This window comes from Paenibacillus litoralis (assembly GCF_046244365.1).
Taxonomy (GTDB): domain Bacteria; phylum Bacillota; class Bacilli; order Paenibacillales; family NBRC-103111; genus Paenibacillus_V.
The window spans coordinates 8,508,705-8,528,873 of record NZ_CP176395.1 but is presented as its reverse complement, the minus strand read 5'-3'; the positions used below and the strand labels follow the sequence as shown (position 1 = coordinate 8,528,873).

The window sequence follows — 20,169 nt, the reverse complement described above, 5'->3', positions numbered from 1 at the left end:
AAGATAGATGCGGGTGATCGCACACAATGATGAGAATCAATAAATATATAAGCGAGACGGGCGTATGCTCCCGCCGCGAGGCGGACAAATGGGTCGAGGAAGGCAAAGTGACGATAAACGGCGTCCGCGCCGGACTCGGCAGCCAAGTGGCGGAAGGCGACGACGTGAGGGTAAACGGCAAGCCGATCGGGAACAAAACCAAGCACGTGTACATCGCGTTAAATAAGCCGGTCGGCATTACGTGTACGACGGAGCAGCATATTAAAGGGAATATCGTAGACTTCGTAGGCCACACGGAGCGCATCTTCCCGATCGGGCGGCTGGATAAGGATTCGGAAGGGCTTATTCTGCTCACGAACAATGGGGATATCGTCAACGAGATCTTACGCTCCGAGAACAATCATGAGAAAGAGTACATCGTTACCGTCGACCGGCCGCTTACCGCCGCTTTTCTGGATGGGATGGCGAACGGCGTCCGAATTTTGGGCGAGGTGACGAAGCGTTGTAAGGTTACCCAGACGGGCGAACGGGTATTCCGGATCGTACTGACACAGGGACTGAACAGGCAAATCCGCCGCATGTGCGCAGCATTCGGGTACAACGTGCGCCGCCTGCAGCGGGTCAGAATTATCAATGTTAAGCTGGGCGCTCTAAAGATCGGGCAATGGCGCGACTTATCCGAAGCGGAGCTGAAAGGCTTGCTGCCGGAGCGGTTCGGGCGCAGCTGATCCCGCGTCAAAAAGCCGAACGCAAGGTTACTCCTTGTCGATCGGCTTTTTGATATGATCTTCGTACGTGTCGATGAACAGTTTTCCGTTCGTACCTATGACGGCGTAGCAAATGTCCGTAACGCGCAGATTCCGCTTACCCAGCTCCCGTGTCAGCCATTCCTCGCCCTTTCGGGGATGCTGGGCCACATTTTCCTCGATGACGGTTCCGTCCATGATCAGTTCCACCGGAAAGCGCTCTTTGCCCGGCGTCCGGATCGCCAGGTCTTTGCGAATGACTTGCCGGTATTCCGGCTTCTTGAGCACGGAAAACCTTCCGTTCAGCTCCAATACGGCATACTCCACTTCTTCCAGGTTGAAAATATCTTTTTCCCGCAGCTCCTGACTCAGCGTATCCAGAGTAAGCTTAAGCTTACGCAGATTTTGCTCCAGTATCTTGCCGTTCTCGATCACGATCGTCGGCTTGCCCGATATCCATTTGCGGGCCGACCGGCTTTTCAGGGAGAGGTGGGAGAGCGAATAGGCGATCGCGCTGAATAGAAGGAGGCAAAGCAGCAAGCGCCACATGTGAAATGCGGTATTGAAGGCGAGGTTTGCGGCAATGGCGCCCAGCGTGATCGTCACGACGAAGTCGTGGAAGGTCATTTGAGCAACGGTCTGCTTGCCGAGTAAACGTGCAATGGCCAAAATCAATACGAAAGCGGCAATAGTTCGGAGAACGATTTCCCAAAAGGTGCCCATGAATCCTCCTTTAACGCTGGCATTAGCGGATTTGACGGTTGCCTCTAGTATGATTTGGCAGAAACAAACTATACATGCATCATGGCGGGATAAAAAAAAGCAAGCCGCCTCTGCGACTTGCTTGTTTCCGTCAATCGGATTCGACCCAATCGCGGCGAAGGGCGAAAATATCGCGCAGCTCGGCGGTGGACAGCTCGGTAATCCAGTTCTCGCCGCTGCCGACGATTTGTTGGCTCAGGCTTTGTTTGCGTTCGATCATTTCGTCGATGCGTTCCTCCAGCGTGCCCAGCGTCACGAATTTATGCACCTGCACATGCCGGGTCTGTCCGATCCGGAATGCGCGGTCCGTTGCTTGATTCTCGACGGCGGGGTTCCACCAGCGGTCGAAGTGGAAAACATGGTTGGCGGCCGTCAAGTTTAGGCCGGTTCCCCCGGCTTTCAGGGAAAGCACGAACACGCCATAGTCCGCCGCCGGAGCGTCGTTCGCGTTCGCCGGTACGTTCGGTGAAGCGGAAGCTGCGGCCTGACCGCTCTGAAACTCCTCGATCATCCGGTCGCGGGACGCTTTTGGCGTACCGCCGTGCAGAAAGAGCACCGGTTCCTTCAACTCCTCCGCAAGCACCGATTGGAGCATGTGGCCGGTTTCCACGAATTGCGTGAAAATGAGACACTTGTCGCCTTCCTGACGCAGCTCGCTCACCATATCGATGACTCGTTCCAGCTTGTTGGAGCGCTCGCGCCAATTGGCGCGGGTTCCTTCCTTGAGCAGCATCGCCGGATGATTGCACACCTGCTTCAGCTTCGTCAGGGCCGTCAGGATGAGTCCGCGCCGTTCCATGGCGGAAGAGCGGTCGATGCGTGAGAACATATCCTGGATGTAGTTTTCGTACAACGAAGCCTGCTCCGGCGTTAGCGAAACGAATGATTTGCTTTCGTATTTATCCGGCAGATCGAGCTGTATAGCCGGATCCTTCTTGACCCGGCGAAGCATAAACGGGCGAATCAGCTGCTGCACTTTCGCGATGGCCGCGGTATCCTTCGATTTCTCGATCTGCAGCGCATACCGTGCGGAAAACTCCCGCAGCGTCCCGAGGTAGCCGGGATTGAGAAAGTCCATGATCGACCACAGCTCGGTCAGCCGGTTTTCGATCGGCGTCCCGGTCAGAGCGATGCGATGGTAGCCGTCCAGCTTGCGCACGGCGGCAGCTTGCTTGGTATAGGCGTTCTTGATGTTCTGCGCTTCATCTAGACAGATCGAGTTCCAGGATGTCTGAGTCAGCTCCTGCTCGTCGAGATGCGCAAGCGTATAAGACGTCATAACCAGATCGGCCTGCATAACGGCTTGGGTAAAAGCGTCTCCCTTGAGCCGATTAGGACCGTAATGCAAATGCACCTGCAGCTCGGGGGCGAAACGCTGCAGCTCCTTTTGCCAGTTGCCGAGCACGGAGGTCGGGCAAATGAGCAGAGACGGCTGTGCTTCGCCGTCCTGCAAGCTGGAGCTGGCGGCAAGGCGCTCGTGTTTTATGGCGAGCAGATACGTAATCCATTGGATCGTCTTGCCAAGGCCCATATCGTCGGCCAGGCAGCCGCCGAGTCCGAAGCGCCGCAGAAACATCATCCAAGAAACGCCGTCCAGCTGATAAGGCCGCAGCTCGCCGCGAAACTGCGCGGGCGGGACGATGCGAGGAATTGACGATTGCTCTTTCAACTGGTCGATCAGCCGCAGCAGATGGCCGTTCAGCTCGACCTCCATCTCCAGCCGTTCTCCGCTATCTTCGTCGAAGCGGGGATCGCCCGCGTCTTGGGCGGCCTGCTCGGCGTCCGCCGTTCCAAGCAAATGCAGCTCGAGGACGTCGCGCAGCGACAGTCCCTTCTTCTTCTTCACTTTCTTGATCGCTTGTTCGATCTGTGCAAGCTGGCGCGGATCAAGCTGAATCCAGCGGCCGCGGAAGCGGACAAGCTTGCGTTTCTCTTCGATCAGCTGAATGAACTCGGCTTCGGTCAGCTCCATGTCCCCGACGGCGAGCCGCCAGTCGAACTGCATCAGCTGGCCGATGCCGAACATCGATTCGCCGGCAGCGCCGGCCGGCGATTTGATCTTGGCGCGCAGCCGCGGCTTGAGCTGGCTGACGCGCTCCCACCAGGCGGGCAGGAACACCGTACTGCCCGCTTCCGCGAGCCGCAGGCTGCCATGCGCCAGAAACTCCCACGCTTCGTCGTGGGAGATTTCCTCGCGCATCCGCCCGGGCTCGCCGGGCTCGCGCAGCCAGGGCAGGATGTGCAGCCAGCGCTGCACATCCTTGCCTACGCGGGCGATGTCGTCCTGCCAGTCTTCCGGCAGGCTGACATCGCCCGTAGGCATGCCCTGCGGGCTGCACGCGAGCAGCACAGCCGCGTTGCGGCGGTCCTGCAGGAGAACCTGCAGGCGCCATTCGCGGCCTTCCTCCGGCTCGACAAGCTGCAGGCAGGTGCGGAACGGGCTGGAATCCCGTTTCCAGCCGATCGCGACCAGCCAATCCTCTTCGTCGAGCCACAGGCCGCTCGCGAGGCTGCCTTCGCGGAGCTGCGGATGCGCCTGCTCCAGACGCGCCAGCGCATCGCGGAAGGCTGGCTGCTTGCGGGCCCATTCCGTCAGGAGCGTATTCATCCACTCCTTCGCTACCGTCCCCTCTGCCGAGCCGTCGTCGTCCGGCAGGTCGAGCTTCCAGCCGATCGCGCCTTTTTTCCACTTTTCGAAATCGGGCATGCAGCGGCCTTCCTCCAGCGCTTGACGGACAGCCGGAGCCAGCTTGCGCAGCGCCTCCAGCTCGGGGCTCCAGCGGAAGGAAGCGTGCTGAAGCTGCACCGTCTCGCAGAAATAGTCGAGAGCGAGGGAGGCTGGAAGGATGACCCCTTCTTTATTGAGATGCTCGGCCGTATCGATGAACGTCCCGTAGAACGATTCCTCGTGCCAAGCGAAGAGCTGATGCTTGAATTCGAGCGGGTCGACCGAGCTGTGCGGGCTGCGTGCTCCCCACAGGAACAGCGCGCCCGAAGGCAGCCAAGAGCAAGTGACGGTAACGGCGGACGATGCGATCATGTGAGCCACTTCCCTTTCTTCAGTTCCTCTTGGAAGGCGCGCAGCCGCGAATATTTGACGGCCAGCTGCTGGAGATAGTCCTCCCAGCGGTCCAGCCTCTTCAGTTTCTTATAGATGGCATGAAGCTTGCGGAGCAGCTTCACGGCGGTCTTGTAGGAGGTGCGGTTCTTCTCCAAAATCGAACGCTCGACCGCTTGGTGATAGAGAGGCAGCAGCAGCGCCGTGTCCTCGTTCTCCACCGTCTTCAGATCGATCGCGTTCAGCCGGTTCGGCAGCACGCCGAGCGACAGCTGCAAATCGACCCACTGCTTCACCCGTCCGGAATGCATCAAATACCCGGCGTAGAACGGATAGCTCCGCGGGAGCAGGGACAGCATGACGCGCACCCATTCTTCGTCCGATGCCAAATGCGGCGCCGCCGCTTGCCAAAACCCGCAAATCATGACGAATTCGTCCTGCCGCGCCTTGGCGGTTTCCGGGAGCATCCAGCGCAGCCACGTCACGAGCCTGTTCCATGCCTCGCCGTTCGCCAAATGCTGCAGCACGACGCGGAAGTCGCCGACCTTCTTGGCGTGCAGGGCTTCGAGCCGGCGCATCGCCTGTTCGTCGTCGCCCGCCATCAGATCGAAATGCGCAAGCGCGAGCAGCAAAATATCCTTGCGGCGGGGCGTCGAACCGGATCGGCTGAGCAGGCCGGTAAGCCGGGTGCGTTCCTCGCGGACGCCGGTTCCGTCAACGGCGGTATCGTCGAACCAGCGCCACCAGAGCAGACGGTACACGTCCAGCCAGTCGATCGGTCCGGCTTTGCCGGTCAGCATCGTTTCCGCCGCGAATGCGACCGTTTCCTTCCAATGCTTCGGATACGCGGTCCGGATGGGCGACGGATCGTTTATTGCAAGCAGCTCGGCCAGCGTCCCGCGGCAGCGCTCCGATACGGTGGCGCTGCCGACGCCGACGTAATAAGAAAGATACGTCGATTGGCTATCCTCGTGAAGCTGCTCCACCTTGCGGAGCACGAACAGCAGCACGTGCAGGGAGTAGAGGATCTTCAAACGCGGATCCCAACCCTCGGCCAGCTTCTCCAGCGAAGGGACGGCCATGTCGTAAAATTCCTCGACTGCTTGCGGGCTATTTAGCGAATAGCCGTAGAAGCGCTGCTCGAAGAAACGGTGCCATTCTCCCGGACCGCTCCCCGGCTCGACGGCCGGCGGACGTTCTTGTTCCTTCCGTGCTTTGGCGGCGGCCGTTTTGCTGTTGCGCGCGCGTGTTTGTATGGCGAGCTGCATCTGACGGAGCAGAAGCTCAGGCCGGCCGTGCGGCTCGTAAGCTTGAAAGAAGACTGCCGCGATGTGCTGGCACCAGCCGTCGGCCGGGCATTCGCAGGTACTTCGCGCAAACGAATCCAGATCGATGGTTACGCGGTAGGATTCCGCCGCGCGTACGCGGGCGCGCAGCTCCGTGCCGCCTTCCAGCTCCAGCTCCTTGACCCGGCCCTTATGATAATAAAGCCAGCCCCGTTCCAAAATGCCCGGGTCAAAGCGCGACCGGATTTCATCGGCCATGTAGGTGATTCGGTTTGCGGGAAGCTTTAGCTTGAGCATCGGTCGTTTCGCTCCTCCCAGGATGAACGGACAGCCCGCCTTGCAAGGGGCGCGGAGCCGTTAATCGCGTATGATAAGGCCGGTTGGCCGGCCATTCCGAAATATACACGAACGTAAAAAGGCTATCCTTACATAATACCAGATTTGGGATTGTTTTGCCTATCGCAGTGAAGCGCCCTTGAAGAAATGCGGCGGCCGCCCGAATCCCTCGATACGGATCTCTCGTCACGACCCGGGACGTTTCGACTTCCGGCGTCGAATCTAGTAAGAAACGATAGTGTTCAACCCCCGGTTATGCTAAAATTATAGCTAGAAAAGCCCATATTCTGGGCCGTTTTCCATGCGGGGAACGCCAATTGACCGGACGGGGAAATTTACTAGATAGACGAATAGATCAGCAACGCGCGATTCGGAAGGGGAGAACGAAGCACGATGAAACGAAGCGAGATGAAACTGGAACGGTTTTCGGCCAGAAGGACGGCCGGCGCCATGGCTGCGATGCTGGCGTTATCGCCGGCAGCAGGGGCGGTACAGGCTTCGGCCGCGGAGGTTACGAATACATTTGGTCCGGGTACGATTATTTCCGCCAAGGGCAAGACGCCGCTGGAAATATCGCTCGATACGTATTTCTATGATTCCTCAAACCGGCCGTTCGCCTACAGCCTGTTCGATGACGCCGGAAATCTTCTAACTTCGGATTGGCTGGGCATATCGACTACGGTAACCGGAAGCGCGTATTTGTATGTGAAACCGGACGTAAATCCGGGCGTGCGGCCGGGGCAGTATCGGATTATGGGGAAAACGAGCGTAAGCGAAGCGACCTATTCCGAGTTTTTCTCCGTGAAGACGGCGGCTTCACCAGTTAAAGTAAACGATGTGCCTGAGTACAATGTGCGAAGCGGCGCCGCTCTGTCCATTCCTTTGGACGGGGTTTTCGCGGACGAGGACGACGAATATATAACCCCGTATATTTCTAGCGTTAGCGGGTACGGCTCGGCAGGGGTCATCTCGTCCTACTCTATGAGCAGCAGCGATTCTCATATCGGGCTTCCCAGATTGAACGTAAGCCTGTGGGATGGGGTTTCCGGCACCGCAACCGTTACGTTAGGGGCGAGGGACAACGATTATCGCGGGGATACTCCTTTCGGATCGACGGAAGCCGCCTCCGCCGAGGTTAAGATCGTCGTAACGGCTAACCAGGAGCCGGTGCGAACGGATGCGGTATTTCCCGATTTGATCGTCGATTCCTTCGGATTCGCGATGCCGCTCGATATGAGCGACTACTTCACCGATTTCGATATCGGCCCGGGTCAGAATCAAGGCGATAAACTTAGCTATAGGCTTGAACTAGGGGAGAACGGCGACAAGGCAACGATCGACTACAACGAAGAGAAACATATGCTGTACATTGAGCCGAAGAAAGCCGCTTCATCTATTCCAGTAACCGTAAGAGCGTGGGACGACAGAGGCGTTTATGCTCCGGATATTACGTTCAACCTGACGATCGAACCGAGCATCGGTTTAGGCGGCGAGGGCGTTCCGATTAAAGGCAAGGGCGAAGTGCTGGAATTCCATATCGTACCTGAGACGGGCGACAGCGTGACGGCCAACGTCTACCTGGGAACCTCCGCGGTAGCCAAAGGGCAGGTCGGCCCGAGCCCATATGCAACCTATGAAATAACCAAGGATAACGAAACGGGCTGGTGGCCTGACTATATAACACTCCCTGCAGAAATTCCCGACGGCGAATACCTGCTCTACACGCTTGGCGAAGACGGCAAGGTGAACAGCATATCCGAAGCCTTCCTGATTGCGGATCTCGTAGCGCTGCTCGAGCGCCTCGATCAGTACGAGACCGGCGTTGAAGGTGAATTGATCAAAGACGGCCTAATCCGGATCAACGATATTGCGAAATTCGGCAATTTGCCGCTGTCCGACAAAGACATAACGAAGGACGGCGTCTACGATCGCAGGGATATGCGATACTTGCTTCCCTGGATCGGATACCCAGCTAACTATGATCCCGAAGGAGAAGGCGAAGGACCTGCCGGGGTCTAAACAAAATGCTGCGGCCGCGCAAACCGGCCTTTCGGCGGCCAACCATTGCGTTGGCCGCTTTTTGTTCAAGACGAGGAGGGGAACGCTATGACGGTTCCAACTTATGCGGCGATCAAGAAGCTTTTGCAGGAACGGGATTTCGCTGGGGCGGAACGGTCCGCCGGAGCGCTTCTGCGGGAATTTCCGCTTGATGCCCAGTGCTGGGTGTTTCTCGGCGAGGCACTGCTTCACCGGGGATACGGCGGGATGGCGGGACTTGCGTTCGATCGGGCCAGGCTGCTTGACCCTCACGCCGCGTGGACCGATGACGCCAAGGCCGCTGTCGGCCAAGCGCCTGCCGGCGATATGCGCATCGATATCGAGGTGCTGCTGGATGTGCCGCGGGTGACGGTGGCCGCCGCGATTTTGGCGAAGGATGAGATCCGCTGCATCGAGCGGTGCTTGAACAGTCTACAGGGGGCGGTAGACGAAATCGTAGTCGTCGATTGCGGTTCGACGGACGGGACGCGTGAAGCGGTTGCCTCGTTTCCCGGCGCAAAGCTCGTTTCGTTCGATTGGTGCGACGATTTTGCCGCGGCTCGGAACGCCGGATTGCCTCATATCGAGAGCGACTGGGTGATATGGGTGGATGCGGATGAATCGCTATGGCAGGAGGATGCCGCAAATATTCGTACGGCTGCCGGTCTGTTTGACCGGATTGAGCAAGCCGTCATAGTGAGCGCAGGCATACGGGAGCGGATAAACGGCACCGAGACGCTTATGTACAACAAAAGCCGCATGTTCCCGATGAACCGGGGACTTCGCTATCGGGGCCGCGTGCACGAGCAGATCGGCGGAGGGGATGATGCGGACTCGCTTATGGCGATTCGCAAGCCGTTACTGATCCGTTTTGACCACGACGGTTACGAGCCGTCCGTTATGCAGCGGAAAAACAAGCTCGCCCGCAATATTCGTCTTCTTGAAATGATGCTCCGGGAGGAGCCGGATAACCCGGCGTGGCTGTTTTTTTACGGCAGAGAGATTCTGGCTTCGGGAGAAAGGGAGAAAGGCCTGACGTCGCTGCGGGCAGCCGAGGAGAAAGCGGCGAATGCCGCTTCCTTTAGCCGGCTCGTCGAGGTTCGCCTTCTGCTGGCATCGGTTCATCTGCAAGCGGGGGAGCTGGAAGCGGCGGAGGAGGCGTGCCGACGAGCGCTCGAAGACAGCCCGGATTTCCCGGATGCGCTGGTGATGCTGGCGCAAATCGAACTGAAGCAGGCGTACCGGCAAATCCGGCTGGCGGAATCCCGTCTGCGCAGGGCGAAGGAAATATTTCCTTCTTACCGGGGAGCTGTGGAGGCCAGCTCGGATAGTGCGGGCTGGCAAGCGGATTATTTGCTTGCCGAGGCGGCGCGTTTCGCCGGCAAGCCAGCACAGGCTAAGGCGCTTTACGAGAGAGTGCTGGCCGGCAGGCCGGACGAGGAACAAGTCCACAAACGGCTTGCCCGCATCGAGGAGCAGCGTCTGCTGCTGAATGGCGTCCCGGTCAGGCACCCGGAGGCGTAAGCTTCGTCAAATGAAAATCCCGGCCGAGTCAGCGACCCGATCGGGATTTTTTGAATAGACGCGTCATAGGAATAGGCTGTAGGCTGGAAACCTGAGGACCTGAAAGCTATTGGGCCGACGGCTTCCTTTTTGGAATGCTGAGGGTATTCCATTCGCTGCTGCGGATCAGCTTAGCCGCATACACGATTTGCCCGACATGGTAGCCGTAATGGCTCACTTGCCGCTGAATCGCCTGCATGACCGAATGCGGCTCGCCGCGAATCGTTACCGTGCGAAGTACGTCGGCTTCCGTCAATTCTTCTAGGGTAGACAGGACGAGCGCCCAGCCTTCCTCCCACAGCCGAAGGAGCTCCGCGAGACCCGGCAGCTCTCCTTCAAACTCCTCGTCCCGCTGCCGCGTCGGCTTCTCGCCGTCGGTCGTCAAGAAATCGGTCCATCTCGACAACATGTTCCCGTGCATATGCTTGACGATGACGGCAATGCTGTTGGCTTCGGGATCCGGCTTATAATTGATTCCCGCATCGTCCAACTGGGCCATTGCTTTGTCACCTAGCTTTTTGATGCCTTGAAAATCGTTCAGAACTTGCTGCAAGTAGAGATCGGCAAATGTCGGTTGTCCGTTTGTAGGCATGGTATGCGCTCCTTTGCTTTCATCGATTTATCGCGTACATGCAAGAAAAACCATTGACTCCAAATAGGCTCAAGCGTAAAATAAAAACCGTTTATCCGGAATTCATCCTATGACTATGAAAAGGAACATGCCTCTATGGTCGTCCGCTCGATCGTTTTATGTCTCTATCTGGCTCTGCTGTACGGGTTGTCGCATCAAATGGATGAGCTCCGCATGGTTTTTTATCCGACCCTCGGGGCGTTCGGGTTTTTGTTTCTTTCCCGCCCGCTCAAGGACATGGTCAAAATCGTCGCAGGCGCCGTCGTCGCCGTTACGATAGGGAACGCCTTATATGCGCTGTCCCCCGGCATGCTGTCTTTTTTCATAACGGCTCTTATGGCGGTCATCTTCATTCAGAAGCTGCGCATTAACGCGGCTCCGATCGTGGCGGTGTCTTTCGTGCCTTTTTTCGCTCATCCGGCCGACGTGCTGACGGTCCCGCTTTCCGTACTCGGCTCCTTGTCCGGGCTGATGCTGACCATGGCCATAGCCGTGCGCGCAGAAATTTTCGTGCGGCTGTTCGTTCAACTTGTTGTACAGTGGAAGCGGAATCCGTTCAAGCCCAAAAGCGGCAGTGTGGAATCGTCCAAATAACGCTCGATCGGCCTTCCTTGTTATGCGCCGTAAACCATGCAGTGAAACTCCGCCGTGCCCGTCGGCGTTCCGCGTTCGTAGGTGTCGGTTATGCGGAAGCCGGCTTTCTCGTACACCTTGCGCGCGCGGTCGTTCCAGACCAGCACTTCCAGATCGATCTCGTGATCCGGCGTCCGCCTTTTCGCTTCCGCGACGATCTCTTGCACGAAGGCCAAGCCGCGGCCTTGCCCGCACCGGTCGGGACGCAGCCCCAATCCCAGCCGGGTAACGCCGACTAGAGGGAAAAACTGCGCAAACCCGATCAGCTCTCCTCCCTCATCGTCGACAGACGCATATTGCGCCTTCCGGATTTCCGGATCGGCGAACTCTTTGCCTCCCGCGACCATCATCTCCCAAGGCTCCCACGCATAAATATCGTAGGGCGGCTCGTAACGCCAGCCGCAAATGGCGAGGCCGTCCGCTTCGTTCATCTCGCGAATCCGGCATTTCATCGGAACGCCTCCTTAAACCGAATATATAGCCCAGTTAAACCCATTATAGCGCAAATCCACTAGCCATTACCGCTCTCCTCCGACAATTTCCTCGATGAATTAGGAACTTCTTTACGCCATGTTCGTATAAAAGGTCATACTTGATGCACGGGAGGGAATGCCGTTATGGCACGTTTGGAGTACCGGGTTTTGGATGAGGGTGAGCAATTTCCCTTGTTGTATGAATATGACCGTATCGGTCTAGGCGAAATCGCGCTGCGCTTTTCTTGCGATTATTTCGTGAAGGAGCAGCAGGTATACGAGAAAACGTCATGCTCGATGGAGAAACGCGAGTTGTATGTCATCTATGTCAAAAAGGCGGAAGAGGAGCACGCTTACGAGGCCGTTCAAGTACAGCGCCCGGATTGGCGCGGGGTCCGCGTGGAAATCCGCAAATTTACGGACGAGGCGATCCATTATCCCGTATTGGACATCCGCGATTTTGAAGACGAACGGGAGGCGCTGCTGCAGCTGAACAGCCACTACGTTTATGCGGACGGGAAGGAATGGGAGAAATCGTCTACGGAAATTGACGAGGACCGCAAGCGGTATGCCGTGTATGTGCGGGAGGTGGGAGCGAATGGATGAGCGTAATGAAGGGAAACGGGCGGCAGCCGGAACCGGGATGAACAAAACGAAGCTGCTGGCCGCGATGTTCTTGACGACCGCGCTTACGGTCGGCTCCGTAGGCTGTACGAACAACAAAAACAGATGCTACGACGACAATAAAGACGGTTACTGCGACGATGACGGCAGCTATGCGGGAGGCAGCTCCGGTTCATCCGGCGGCCGCTACTATTATGTCCGCGGCAGCAAGCCTTCGGGCACGGTAGTCGGCGGGAACGGCGTAACGTCCAGCGGTACCGGGACGGGCTCGAGCGGCAGCTCGACCTCGGGTTCGGGCAGCTCGGTGACCACCTCGCCGGGTTCCGGCAGCTTCACGACGAAGGGCGGGAGCTCGAACAGCGTTTCATCCGGTTCGAAGGGCGGCATAGGCAGCTCTAGCGGCTCTAGCAGCAGCTAAGGCAGGCAATAAGCTCTATGGCAGGAAACCGGTTGAAGGAGGGAAAGCATGAATTACACGCAGCGGCGTGCGCAGCTATATAAGGGCATTCGCGACAAAGGCATTTTTACATGGGATTATATGTATGACGAAGAGTATGCGCTCGCCGACGTGCATCGTGTATCCGCAGGGAAGCTGAAGGTGATGTCCGAAGCGGCCGAGCGGCTGGGCGAGGTATTTCAGCGCGCCGTAGAGGTCGTTCGCCAGGCCGATGACGAGCTGCTGCTGGGGCTTGGCGTTCCGGAGCAGGCGCTCGCTGCGGTCAGACTGACCGTACAGCCGGAATGGCCGACGGTGATCGGCAGGTTCGATCTGGCGTGCACGAAGGATGGCGTCAAAATGCTCGAATTCAACAGCGACACGCCGACCGGCATCGTGGAAGCTTACTATGTGAACGGCGAGGTGTGCCGCTACTACGGCCTCAGCGATCCGAACGAAGGCATGGACGATCACTTGCGCAGAGCGCTGAGGGAAGCGGTCGACGCCTACGGCAGGGAAGGATACGCCACCGACCGCGTCGTGTTCAGCGCGCTGGACTGGCACGAGGAGGATGCGTCGACGACCCGTTACTTGCTTGAGCGGTACGGCCTTCCGGCTTCGTTCGTGCCTCTTTCGGAGCTGCGCGTCTTCGAGGACCGTCTTCATGTGCTCATGGAGGACGGCCGTCACGAGCCGATCGATGTGCTGTACCGGCTGCATGCGATCGAGAAGCTTGCGGAGGACGCGGATACCGACGGATACCCGACAGGGGCTCACGCGCTCGATTTGATTGCGAGGGGGAGACTGGCGACGATCAATCCGCCGTCGGCTTTTCTGGCGCAGACGAAATCGCTGCAGGCGCTCATTTGGACGCTGCACGAGGACCGGGAATTTTTCACCGAGGCGGAGCATCGCGCAATCGAACGATACATGCTTCCTACTTATTTGGAGAACCGGTTTGAAGGCAAAGCCGCTTATGTAAGCAAACCGATTTTGGGCCGCGAAGGCGGCGGCGTGACGTTGTTCGGTCCGGATGGCGAGACGATCGCCAGGGACGGCGAAGAATTTTATTGGGAGCAGCCGATGGTGTACCAGCAGCTGGTCGAACTGGAAACGCTGCGCGTGGAAACGGTTTCCGGTCCGTATGAAGGCAAGCTGCTATGGGGGCAGTTTCTCATAGGCGGCAAGCCGTCCGCCGTGGTCGCCCGCGTCGGCGGCGCGATTACAGGCAATTTGTCATGTTATGTGCCGGTTTCCGTGGAAGGGTAGCGTGCCTATCCTTTTTCGCGTCGCCGTCTGGATAGGAAAACGATTAGAGGAGGATATAGGGCTATGCAATGGGATAACATTTTGAACTTTCTTACCTATTTGGGGGTGACGGTGCCGCTGCTCGGCTTCGGCTTCTTTATGTTTATGGTGACGACCCCGTACAAGGAATTTCAAATCATCCGCGAAGGCGCGAACGGTGCGGATCAACAGAAGGCGATGGCGGCCAAAGCGGTGGCCAACGATCTGGGCGGTAAAATTATCGGGCTTGCGCTGGTGCTCGCTTCGGCCGTGTACCATTCGCTCGGTATTGTGGATCTGATCATTTGGGGCCTGCTCGGCACGGCATTTCAGGTGATCGTGTTCTATTTGTTCGAGCTTGTTACGCCGTTTAAAGTTGTGAAGGAAATTCCGGCCGGTAACGTTTCGGTCGGCATTTTCACGTCCAGGCTGAGCATTGCGACAGGCCTTCTGATGGCGGCGCTGATCAGCTACTAGCCGCAGGAACGTAGGGGTGGCAAGCAATGGCATTTGCGGTTTATGACCAAGAAGCGTCAGGCAGGAGCAAATCCGCCTCGGCGCTTTTTTATTTCGCGATCAAATATACGCCTACCAGAATAACGCCCATCCCCGCCCATTGCGTCGGCGTAACGACTTCCCGGAAGACAAGCCATGCGGCGAGCATGCCGAGCACGTAAGCCGTGCTTTGCAGCGGGTATGCGACGCTTAGCGGCATTCGGGTCAGGACGGCAAACCAGAGGATCGTAGCGACTCCGTACAGAATCAGTCCGCTTATAATCGGGAACGAGGTTGCGATTTTTTGCAACTGGAAGCCGCCGGCTTTTTGCAAGCCCCACTTAAACAGAATTTGACCGGTCACGAGTAATCCGATATTGGCGCACAGCATCAGCATGCTAACGGTTTTGTTCATACCGTACGTCTCCTCTCTTGGGCAGCTTGGCTGCGTTATTGGCGTACTTCTCTTGAGCCTGCGGCAAGAACTCTTCGTTACAGACGAGCCTAATCTGGAAAATGTTTTATGTTTATTTCTTAAGTTTTCGAACGATTTGGCCGCTTGATTCGTATTATTCGCGAGATAACCAAAAGGAGTGGAAAGCGGATGAAAAAAATAGCTAAGCAAACCGCAATGGCCGTATTGCTGACGGCGGCTATGACGATGCCTTACGCAGGCGGGAGTGCGAGCCTGGCTTCAGCAGCGGAAATGTCCGTTTCGGAGCGAATCGCGATTCGCGATGCCGTCGAGAAGGCGGGCGGGGTTGTGGAATGGGACGGACAAACCGGAACGGTTACTGCGACGTATGGAAATAGTATGCTGGTCTTAACGATAGGAAGCGCACAGGCGGTCTTAAACGGGAAGGGGATTTCGTTGGGAGAGCCGATTGAAATCGTGAACGAGAAAACGGTCGTTCCTGCCGCGTTGCTTCAGCAGCTGCAGGCTGGACGAGCAGGGGGCGATACGCTGAAAACAAGAGCTCATAGCGAGGCAGTGGCTAAGGCAGCCACTTTTATCGCAAAGCTTGCGGCCGGGAGCTTTACCGAGGCCTACTCGGCGTTAGGGGCGAATCTGAAGGCGGCTTTACCCGGTCCGGTGCTGGAGCAGATTTGGAAAGCGGCGGAGCAGCAGGCGGGACCGCTCGGCGAACGCCTTTCAGTTGCCTATGAAGGGAACGGCGTCCATCATAATGTAACTTTCCTCTATCAGGGAACGAGCATCCCCGTCGAGGTAGCGATCCGTTTTGATAAAACGGGCCTTATCGACGATTTCAGCTTTGCCCCTGCACAGCCGCCGTCCGCTTACATGAAGCCGTCGTATGACGATGCCGCGAAATATAGGGAGCAAGAGGTGGCGGTAGGCGAAGGTCCTTTCGCTTTACCGGGGACGCTTACGATGCCGGCCGGCGAAGGTCCTTTTCCCGCTGTCGTGCTTGTGCATGGGTCGGGTCCGCATGACAGGGATTCATCCATAGGCGGGGCCAAGCCTTTCCGCGACTTGGCGGTCGGTTTAGCCGGCGAAGGCATTGCCGTTCTGCGCTACGAGAAAATAACGAAAGAGCATAACCTGAAGTTCGCGCTCGATCCGAAGCCGACGCTGCAGCGGGAAACCGTTGACGACGCCCTGAAGGCGGTGAAGTTGCTGAAGGGGACGAAGGGAGTCGATCCGTCCCGAATATTTATTGCGGGTCATAGCCAGGGCGGGATGGCGGTTCCCAAAATGATCGAGCTCGATACGGCGGGGACCATTGCCGGAGCGGCCATATTGGCCGGCCCGAGCATGCGCTATTCGGATACGCTCATCGATCAGCAGGAGCTGCTTGTGAAGCGGATGAAAGAGCTGGGTCTTCCTACCGGGCAGGTAGAACAGTCTGCCGCGTTTTGGACCGGGATCGCCCAGATGATTAACGATCCGCAGAACACGGTTGAACGCATGCCGGCCGCGTTTCCGCTACCTCAGCCGTACTGGTGGTTCGAGCAAAAAGGCTACTCGCCTGCCGAATCGGCAAAGAGCCAAAGCCGTCCGCTGTTCATTGCGCAAGGAGAGAACGATTGGCAGGTATCGATGAAGCAGTTCGACGGCTGGAAGCAGGCGCTGCAAGGCCGTAAAGACGTTCAACTGAAATCGTATCCGAAGGTGAACCATCTGCTGACGGAATACGACGGGGTGTCGGTCGGCGCCGAATATGGGCAGAGCGCCAACGTTTCTAAGGAAATCGTTACGGATCTGGCTAAGTGGGTAAACGGCGGCTATCGAAATTAAGCGTTGAGCGGCCAGTTGGGTTGAAGGCTCCCTGGAACACGTAAAGTACCGGGAACAAAGCCTTTTTAGCTCGCAAGTAAACGCGAAGAAAGCGGCATTCTCATCGTGAGATTGCCGCTTTTGCATTTGTAGGAATAGGTTTCTTTATGCTTTCGGAACAATAGGCAAATAGATCTCGATAAGCGCATGCTCATGATCGGCAACGGGCTCGGGATAGTATTCGAAGTCCGCGCCGACAGCCGGATCGATCTCGTAGCCCGATTGCGGGAGCCACTCGTCGTAGACGTACCGGAACGCTTTGTGCAATTCGGAGAGCGGCATGCGCCGGGTAAAGACGGCATAAGTCGCTGCAGGAACCGAGCGCCCGAACAATCCTTCCGGGATGTCCTCCAGACTGCTGACCTGGGCCGCCGCGATGTAATGATAGTGCGGGAGCGGTGCGCCCTGCGGCCATGCGAAGCCGCGGGTGTAGTCTTCGAATCCGTAGCAGGCGTGCTCGTTTACCCGGTTGCGAATGTCCTGGGCGCGGGCCTGGAAATCCATCCATGCCTCCTCGATGGCTGCAAACCCGGTATCGGTGTACTTGTCCACGCCCACTAGCAAGAAAGCATCTTTCTTCATGAATATAGGCTTGATCGGCTCCAAGGCTATCCCTCCGCATATCATTTCCTTATTTCACCATTATAAGCGAACGTACGTTCCTTGTAAATGGCAAGAGCGTGAAGAGGGGAGGATAGCTTCTGCTGCTATTGCCCGATTTTGACGTCGAATCCGACCTCGAACATCCGCTTCCACGGCAGGAAGACGTTCTCCACCGTAAGCGTTCCTTCCCGCACGGCGCCGATCTTCTCGGCGGCAAAGGTGTTCAGCTTGTCGGTCAAAATGCGGTAAAGCTCTTCGCGGACATGGTACAGGTTGTAGTAGCTGGCGCCCAGTGCCGGAAGCACCTCGCGAACCGTTTCCTGGCGAATGATCGACATGTAGCCCCAGTCCTCGATCAGGCGTTTGTAGTAGTAAGCCCGGCTTACCGCATGAGCCTTGGCTTTGTCCGCTTCTTCGGCATGGCGCTCGTAATAGGAAACGACGATCAAGTGCGAAATGACGGTACCCAGCGTATTGCCCGACGTATTCCAGCCGGCGTAAGCCGTCAATTGATCGAGCAAGCCGAGCTTGCCGAGCAGGTTCAGCAGCACGACGTCGGAGCCGTTGCAGATGGCGACGTCGCCCAGTCCCACGAGCTTGCCCTTGCGCAAATAATGCTTGATCGCTTCGCTGAATTCCCGGTAGTGGATCTCCGAGAAGTAAGCCCGGCTTCGATTGGCGAACGGGCCTTGCTCGGACATGAGCCGCTGCTCCGCGGGAGGGGCGTTGACCATCAGCACGACGTCGGTTTCGACGGAATTGTCGGCCATGACAGCTCCTGCCGCAGTCAAATGCGACTTGATGCTTTCCTGCAGGCTGCGGTCCTCGTATTTAGGCTTCATGAGCGGGCCGGTCGTCGACGAATAGCGGACGAATACTTCCGGTATATATTGTTTGACCTCGCAGAACACTTTCGTGAATAGGATGCAGCCGATTTCGTCGGCTCCCGGGTAAATCATGATCCGGTCAAACAGATTGGCTTCCTGTACGCTTACGATCAGCGCGCGCTGTTCTTTAGGGGAAAAGCCGTACTGCGAATTGTCGTCGAGCGGAATGATCAGGTTATCGATCACGCCTTCTTCCATCAGAGCGATGACATAGCGGTTTACTTTGGCATTCACCGCGCGGCGGCTGACGAAATCGTTCAGGACGTCCTCCGGAATATGGCGGATAAGCGCGTCCAGCTCGGCTTGATCTTCCCCGGCCAGTTCCCCCCGCTCTGCCTTGTCGGTCAGCCAGCCGTATTTAAAGATGTCGGAGCCGTAATCGGCGTAATAATCCGGTTCTTCCTCGCTCGTGCTCATGCTCGGCACGCGCATGATGAGATTGAACGCATGGATGCGGATGCCGGGGTATTGCGCTTTGATCGCGCGAAGGAGATCGAGCCGCTCCACGCATTCCTCGAACGTAAGGGCATGCAGGCGGGAAGGGACGATCCCTCCGTAGATCAGCATATCGATCGAAGCGATCAAATAATCCGCGCCGGTTACGGCGTTCCGCAGCCATGCATGCAGGGCGGGAACGTCAGCCGGCTTTTTTTTGTCGCCAAGCAGGGCGGTGTCCGGAACGCTCAGCTGAAGGTCGGTCATATCGGCCAAGTGCTGCGGATACTGCAAGTTGCAAGGTCTTTCGTCAAGAGGCAGGTATACGATCTGGGTCATGGTGTAGGCTCCTTTAACGGTATGATTGTCGGTTTGTAAAAAAATGCGTGTATGCGGAACTTCGGCTCGGCTGCTTCCGGGCTAGGAATCGACGCCGGGCTGCTTGAGCGGAGCGACCGTCGAGCCTTCGAGCAGCCGGCTGATCAGCCTGACCTGCTCATAGGGAGCATGCGGGTTGGCGATCCGCCATAGCATTCTGTCTGCAGCGCGATGGCCGCATTCTTTGATCAAGAAGGCCGGGCGCGTGACGTCGGACGGCAGCGGCGAAACGGCCAAACTGACGAGCGAGCAGTCCGCCGGAATGCGCTGTTGTAACGTGCCGTAGGCGTAATACAGCCAAGACAAGTCGAGATCGCTGGCGCAGATCAGGGCTGTCGGCAGCATGCGTTGGCGCTTGTCGAGAAACAGGGCCGTGAGCTCTTCGGCATGGACGTTTCCGAGCAGCAGATGATCGTCCGGGTTGACGCCGAGTCCCGCTTGCCCCATCGCTTCGACGAACGCTTGCCAGCGGAGCCTGTAGCCGCGGGTTTGCGTGACGTTCCCGATGTACATGATGCGTTTGTGGCCGTTCGCCAGCAAATGATTCACAGCCAGCACCGTCGTATCGTATACGTCCCAAACGATGCTGTCGATCGGGGCGCCGGGCGGCGGGAAGTTGAGCAGGATACGCGGCATGGGCAGCTCAAGCAGCTTTTTCTCGGCAAGAAGCGGCGTGTTCGGCGTCATGAAGATGCCGTCCGCATAAGAAAGGTCGTGCTGCTCCATCCAAGCGGCGAATTGCTGGTCGGTCTGCACGCTGTCCGGCAGAAACAGCATGGTCGCGGTGTGGCCGACTTCGGCCAGCCTTTCCTGCAGTCCCTGCAGCAGCAGGTGGTGAATATACGATTGCTTGAGCTGCTCCGTCGGTACGATAAACAGAAAGCGGTAAGGCTTTCCGGCATATAACGGCACCCCCTCAAGCGAGGCGGCTTGTTTCTGTTCTTTGGTATAGTACCCGCGTTTGGCCGCATGCTCGCGCACGACCCGGCGCGTCTCCTCGGACATTCCGGGCAGCCCTCTCAGCGCTTTGGAGACGGTATGCGCCGTCAGCCCGAGCTCCTCCGCCAAATCATCCAGCTTAATCGTTTTTTTTCGCGGCATGGCCGGTCTCCTTATTTACGGTATGGATTTTTCATAAACGTAAGTAAAGTAAAAGTTAATAAAAACGTAACTAAAACTAAACTAGAAGCATTGATTAAC

18 protein-coding genes are annotated in these 20,169 nt (G+C 57.4%); 9 read left to right on the top strand and 9 right to left on the bottom strand.

The window, feature by feature from the left end; all coding sequences use genetic code 11:
- Positions 1-29: 29 nt before the first annotated feature.
- Positions 30-728: a 23S rRNA pseudouridine(2604) synthase RluF gene (gene rluF / locus ACKGJP_RS36000; RefSeq protein ID WP_409347348.1), complete on the top strand. Its 699-nt coding sequence runs from the start codon at positions 30-32 to the stop codon at positions 726-728.
- 27 nt (positions 729-755) lie between these two features.
- Here the strand turns inward: rluF and ACKGJP_RS35995 are convergent, their stop codons facing one another.
- The 3 genes from ACKGJP_RS35995 to ACKGJP_RS35985 form a co-directional block, all read right to left on the bottom strand.
- Positions 756-1,469, bottom strand: coding sequence for a DUF421 domain-containing protein (locus ACKGJP_RS35995; RefSeq protein ID WP_409343496.1), 714 nt, complete (start codon positions 1,467-1,469; stop codon positions 756-758).
- Positions 1,470-1,599: 130 nt separating this feature from the next.
- Positions 1,600-4,548, bottom strand: a complete 2,949-nt coding sequence (locus ACKGJP_RS35990; protein WP_409343495.1) for a DEAD/DEAH box helicase — start codon at positions 4,546-4,548, stop codon at positions 1,600-1,602.
- Positions 4,545-6,149: an SWIM zinc finger domain-containing protein gene (locus ACKGJP_RS35985; protein WP_409343494.1), complete on the bottom strand. Its 1,605-nt coding sequence runs from the start codon at positions 6,147-6,149 to the stop codon at positions 4,545-4,547. Before ACKGJP_RS35985 ends, ACKGJP_RS35990 begins: the two co-directional genes overlap by 4 nt.
- Before the next feature lie 432 nt (positions 6,150-6,581).
- Here ACKGJP_RS35985 and ACKGJP_RS35980 point away from each other — a divergent pair, with 432 nt between their 5' ends.
- Complete coding sequence (locus tag ACKGJP_RS35980; protein ID WP_409343493.1) at positions 6,582-8,207, top strand: hypothetical protein; 1,626 nt, start codon at positions 6,582-6,584, stop codon at positions 8,205-8,207.
- A gap of 87 nt (positions 8,208-8,294) precedes the next feature.
- Complete coding sequence (locus ACKGJP_RS35975; protein ID WP_409343492.1) at positions 8,295-9,749, top strand: glycosyltransferase; 1,455 nt, start codon at positions 8,295-8,297, stop codon at positions 9,747-9,749.
- A gap of 106 nt (positions 9,750-9,855) precedes the next feature.
- On the opposite strand, the gene ACKGJP_RS35970 is transcribed toward ACKGJP_RS35975, so the two are convergent.
- Positions 9,856-10,380 carry a DinB family protein gene (locus ACKGJP_RS35970; protein WP_409343491.1) on the bottom strand — a complete coding sequence of 175 codons (525 nt, stop codon included), beginning with the start codon at positions 10,378-10,380 and terminating at the stop codon, positions 9,856-9,858.
- 135 nt (positions 10,381-10,515) lie between these two features.
- On the opposite strand from ACKGJP_RS35970, the gene ACKGJP_RS35965 reads away from it, so the two are divergent.
- Positions 10,516-11,013 (top strand): hypothetical protein, encoded by a 498-nt coding sequence (locus ACKGJP_RS35965; RefSeq protein ID WP_409343490.1) that lies wholly within the window; start codon positions 10,516-10,518, stop codon positions 11,011-11,013.
- 20 nt (positions 11,014-11,033) lie between these two features.
- Here ACKGJP_RS35965 and ACKGJP_RS35960 read toward each other — a convergent pair whose 3' ends face one another.
- Positions 11,034-11,504, bottom strand: coding sequence for a GNAT family N-acetyltransferase (locus ACKGJP_RS35960; protein WP_409343489.1), 471 nt, complete (start codon positions 11,502-11,504; stop codon positions 11,034-11,036).
- Positions 11,505-11,669: 165 nt separating this feature from the next.
- Between ACKGJP_RS35960 and ACKGJP_RS35955 the strand changes: the two genes are divergently transcribed.
- From ACKGJP_RS35955 to ACKGJP_RS35940, 4 genes are all read left to right on the top strand, one after another.
- Entirely contained in the window at positions 11,670-12,131 is a 462-nt protein-coding gene (locus ACKGJP_RS35955; RefSeq protein ID WP_409343488.1) for a hypothetical protein, read from the top strand.
- Positions 12,124-12,567 carry a hypothetical protein gene (locus tag ACKGJP_RS35950; RefSeq protein ID WP_409343487.1) on the top strand — a complete coding sequence of 148 codons (444 nt, stop codon included), beginning with the start codon at positions 12,124-12,126 and terminating at the stop codon, positions 12,565-12,567. The genes ACKGJP_RS35955 and ACKGJP_RS35950 overlap by 8 nt, the downstream gene beginning before the upstream one ends.
- A 48-nt stretch (positions 12,568-12,615) precedes the next feature.
- On the top strand, positions 12,616-13,854 hold the full coding sequence (locus tag ACKGJP_RS35945) for a glutathionylspermidine synthase family protein (protein ID WP_409343486.1): 1,239 nt from the start codon (positions 12,616-12,618) through the stop codon (positions 13,852-13,854).
- Positions 13,855-13,917: 63 nt separating this feature from the next.
- Positions 13,918-14,349 (top strand): DUF350 domain-containing protein, encoded by a 432-nt coding sequence (locus ACKGJP_RS35940; RefSeq protein ID WP_409343485.1) that lies wholly within the window; start codon positions 13,918-13,920, stop codon positions 14,347-14,349.
- 88 nt (positions 14,350-14,437) lie between these two features.
- On the opposite strand, the gene ACKGJP_RS35935 is transcribed toward ACKGJP_RS35940, so the two are convergent.
- The gene (locus ACKGJP_RS35935; protein ID WP_409343484.1) at positions 14,438-14,782 is read right to left on the bottom strand and encodes an EamA family transporter; all 345 of its coding nucleotides are present in this window, start codon (positions 14,780-14,782) and stop codon (positions 14,438-14,440) included.
- A 189-nt stretch (positions 14,783-14,971) separates the two neighbouring features.
- Between ACKGJP_RS35935 and ACKGJP_RS35930 the strand changes: the two genes are divergently transcribed.
- Complete coding sequence (locus ACKGJP_RS35930) at positions 14,972-16,627, top strand: stalk domain-containing protein (protein ID WP_409343483.1); 1,656 nt, start codon at positions 14,972-14,974, stop codon at positions 16,625-16,627.
- A 144-nt stretch (positions 16,628-16,771) separates the two neighbouring features.
- Here the strand turns inward: ACKGJP_RS35930 and ACKGJP_RS35925 are convergent, their stop codons facing one another.
- The 3 genes from ACKGJP_RS35925 to ACKGJP_RS35915 form a co-directional block, all read right to left on the bottom strand.
- A complete protein-coding gene (locus ACKGJP_RS35925; protein WP_409343482.1) occupies positions 16,772-17,272 on the bottom strand; it encodes a GyrI-like domain-containing protein in 501 nt (166 codons plus the stop codon).
- Positions 17,273-17,373: 101 nt separating this feature from the next.
- Positions 17,374-18,930, bottom strand: a complete 1,557-nt coding sequence (locus ACKGJP_RS35920) for a DUF4127 family protein (protein WP_409343481.1) — start codon at positions 18,928-18,930, stop codon at positions 17,374-17,376.
- Positions 18,931-19,011: 81 nt separating this feature from the next.
- Positions 19,012-20,070, bottom strand: a complete 1,059-nt coding sequence (locus ACKGJP_RS35915) for a LacI family DNA-binding transcriptional regulator (protein ID WP_409343480.1) — start codon at positions 20,068-20,070, stop codon at positions 19,012-19,014.
- Between the last annotated feature and the right edge of the window lie 99 nt (positions 20,071-20,169).

Excerpts from the sequence above, each read along its gene's own strand:
- ACKGJP_RS35950 (WP_409343487.1), top strand. The coding sequence starts at position 12,124 with ATGGATGAGCGTAATGAAGGGAAACGGGCGGCAGCCGGAACCGGGATG.
- ACKGJP_RS35945 (WP_409343486.1), top strand. The coding sequence starts at position 12,616 with ATGAATTACACGCAGCGGCGTGCGCAGCTATATAAGGGCATTCGCGAC.
- ACKGJP_RS35920 (WP_409343481.1), bottom strand. The coding sequence starts at position 18,930 with ATGACCCAGATCGTATACCTGCCTCTTGACGAAAGACCTTGCAACTTG.
- ACKGJP_RS35965 (WP_409343490.1), top strand. The coding sequence starts at position 10,516 with ATGGTCGTCCGCTCGATCGTTTTATGTCTCTATCTGGCTCTGCTGTAC.
- ACKGJP_RS35960 (WP_409343489.1), bottom strand. The coding sequence starts at position 11,504 with ATGAAATGCCGGATTCGCGAGATGAACGAAGCGGACGGCCTCGCCATT.
- ACKGJP_RS35940 (WP_409343485.1), top strand. The coding sequence starts at position 13,918 with ATGCAATGGGATAACATTTTGAACTTTCTTACCTATTTGGGGGTGACG.
- rluF (WP_409347348.1), top strand. The coding sequence starts at position 30 with ATGAGAATCAATAAATATATAAGCGAGACGGGCGTATGCTCCCGCCGC.
- ACKGJP_RS35955 (WP_409343488.1), top strand. The coding sequence starts at position 11,670 with ATGGCACGTTTGGAGTACCGGGTTTTGGATGAGGGTGAGCAATTTCCC.
- ACKGJP_RS35915 (WP_409343480.1), bottom strand. The coding sequence starts at position 20,070 with ATGCCGCGAAAAAAAACGATTAAGCTGGATGATTTGGCGGAGGAGCTC.
- ACKGJP_RS35975 (WP_409343492.1), top strand. The coding sequence starts at position 8,295 with ATGACGGTTCCAACTTATGCGGCGATCAAGAAGCTTTTGCAGGAACGG.
- ACKGJP_RS35970 (WP_409343491.1), bottom strand. The coding sequence starts at position 10,380 with ATGCCTACAAACGGACAACCGACATTTGCCGATCTCTACTTGCAGCAA.
- ACKGJP_RS35980 (WP_409343493.1), top strand. The coding sequence starts at position 6,582 with ATGAAACGAAGCGAGATGAAACTGGAACGGTTTTCGGCCAGAAGGACG.
- ACKGJP_RS35935 (WP_409343484.1), bottom strand. The coding sequence starts at position 14,782 with ATGAACAAAACCGTTAGCATGCTGATGCTGTGCGCCAATATCGGATTA.
- ACKGJP_RS35930 (WP_409343483.1), top strand. The coding sequence starts at position 14,972 with ATGAAAAAAATAGCTAAGCAAACCGCAATGGCCGTATTGCTGACGGCG.
- ACKGJP_RS35995 (WP_409343496.1), bottom strand. The coding sequence starts at position 1,469 with ATGGGCACCTTTTGGGAAATCGTTCTCCGAACTATTGCCGCTTTCGTA.
- ACKGJP_RS35990 (WP_409343495.1), bottom strand. The coding sequence starts at position 4,548 with ATGATCGCATCGTCCGCCGTTACCGTCACTTGCTCTTGGCTGCCTTCG.
- ACKGJP_RS35985 (WP_409343494.1), bottom strand. The coding sequence starts at position 6,149 with ATGCTCAAGCTAAAGCTTCCCGCAAACCGAATCACCTACATGGCCGAT.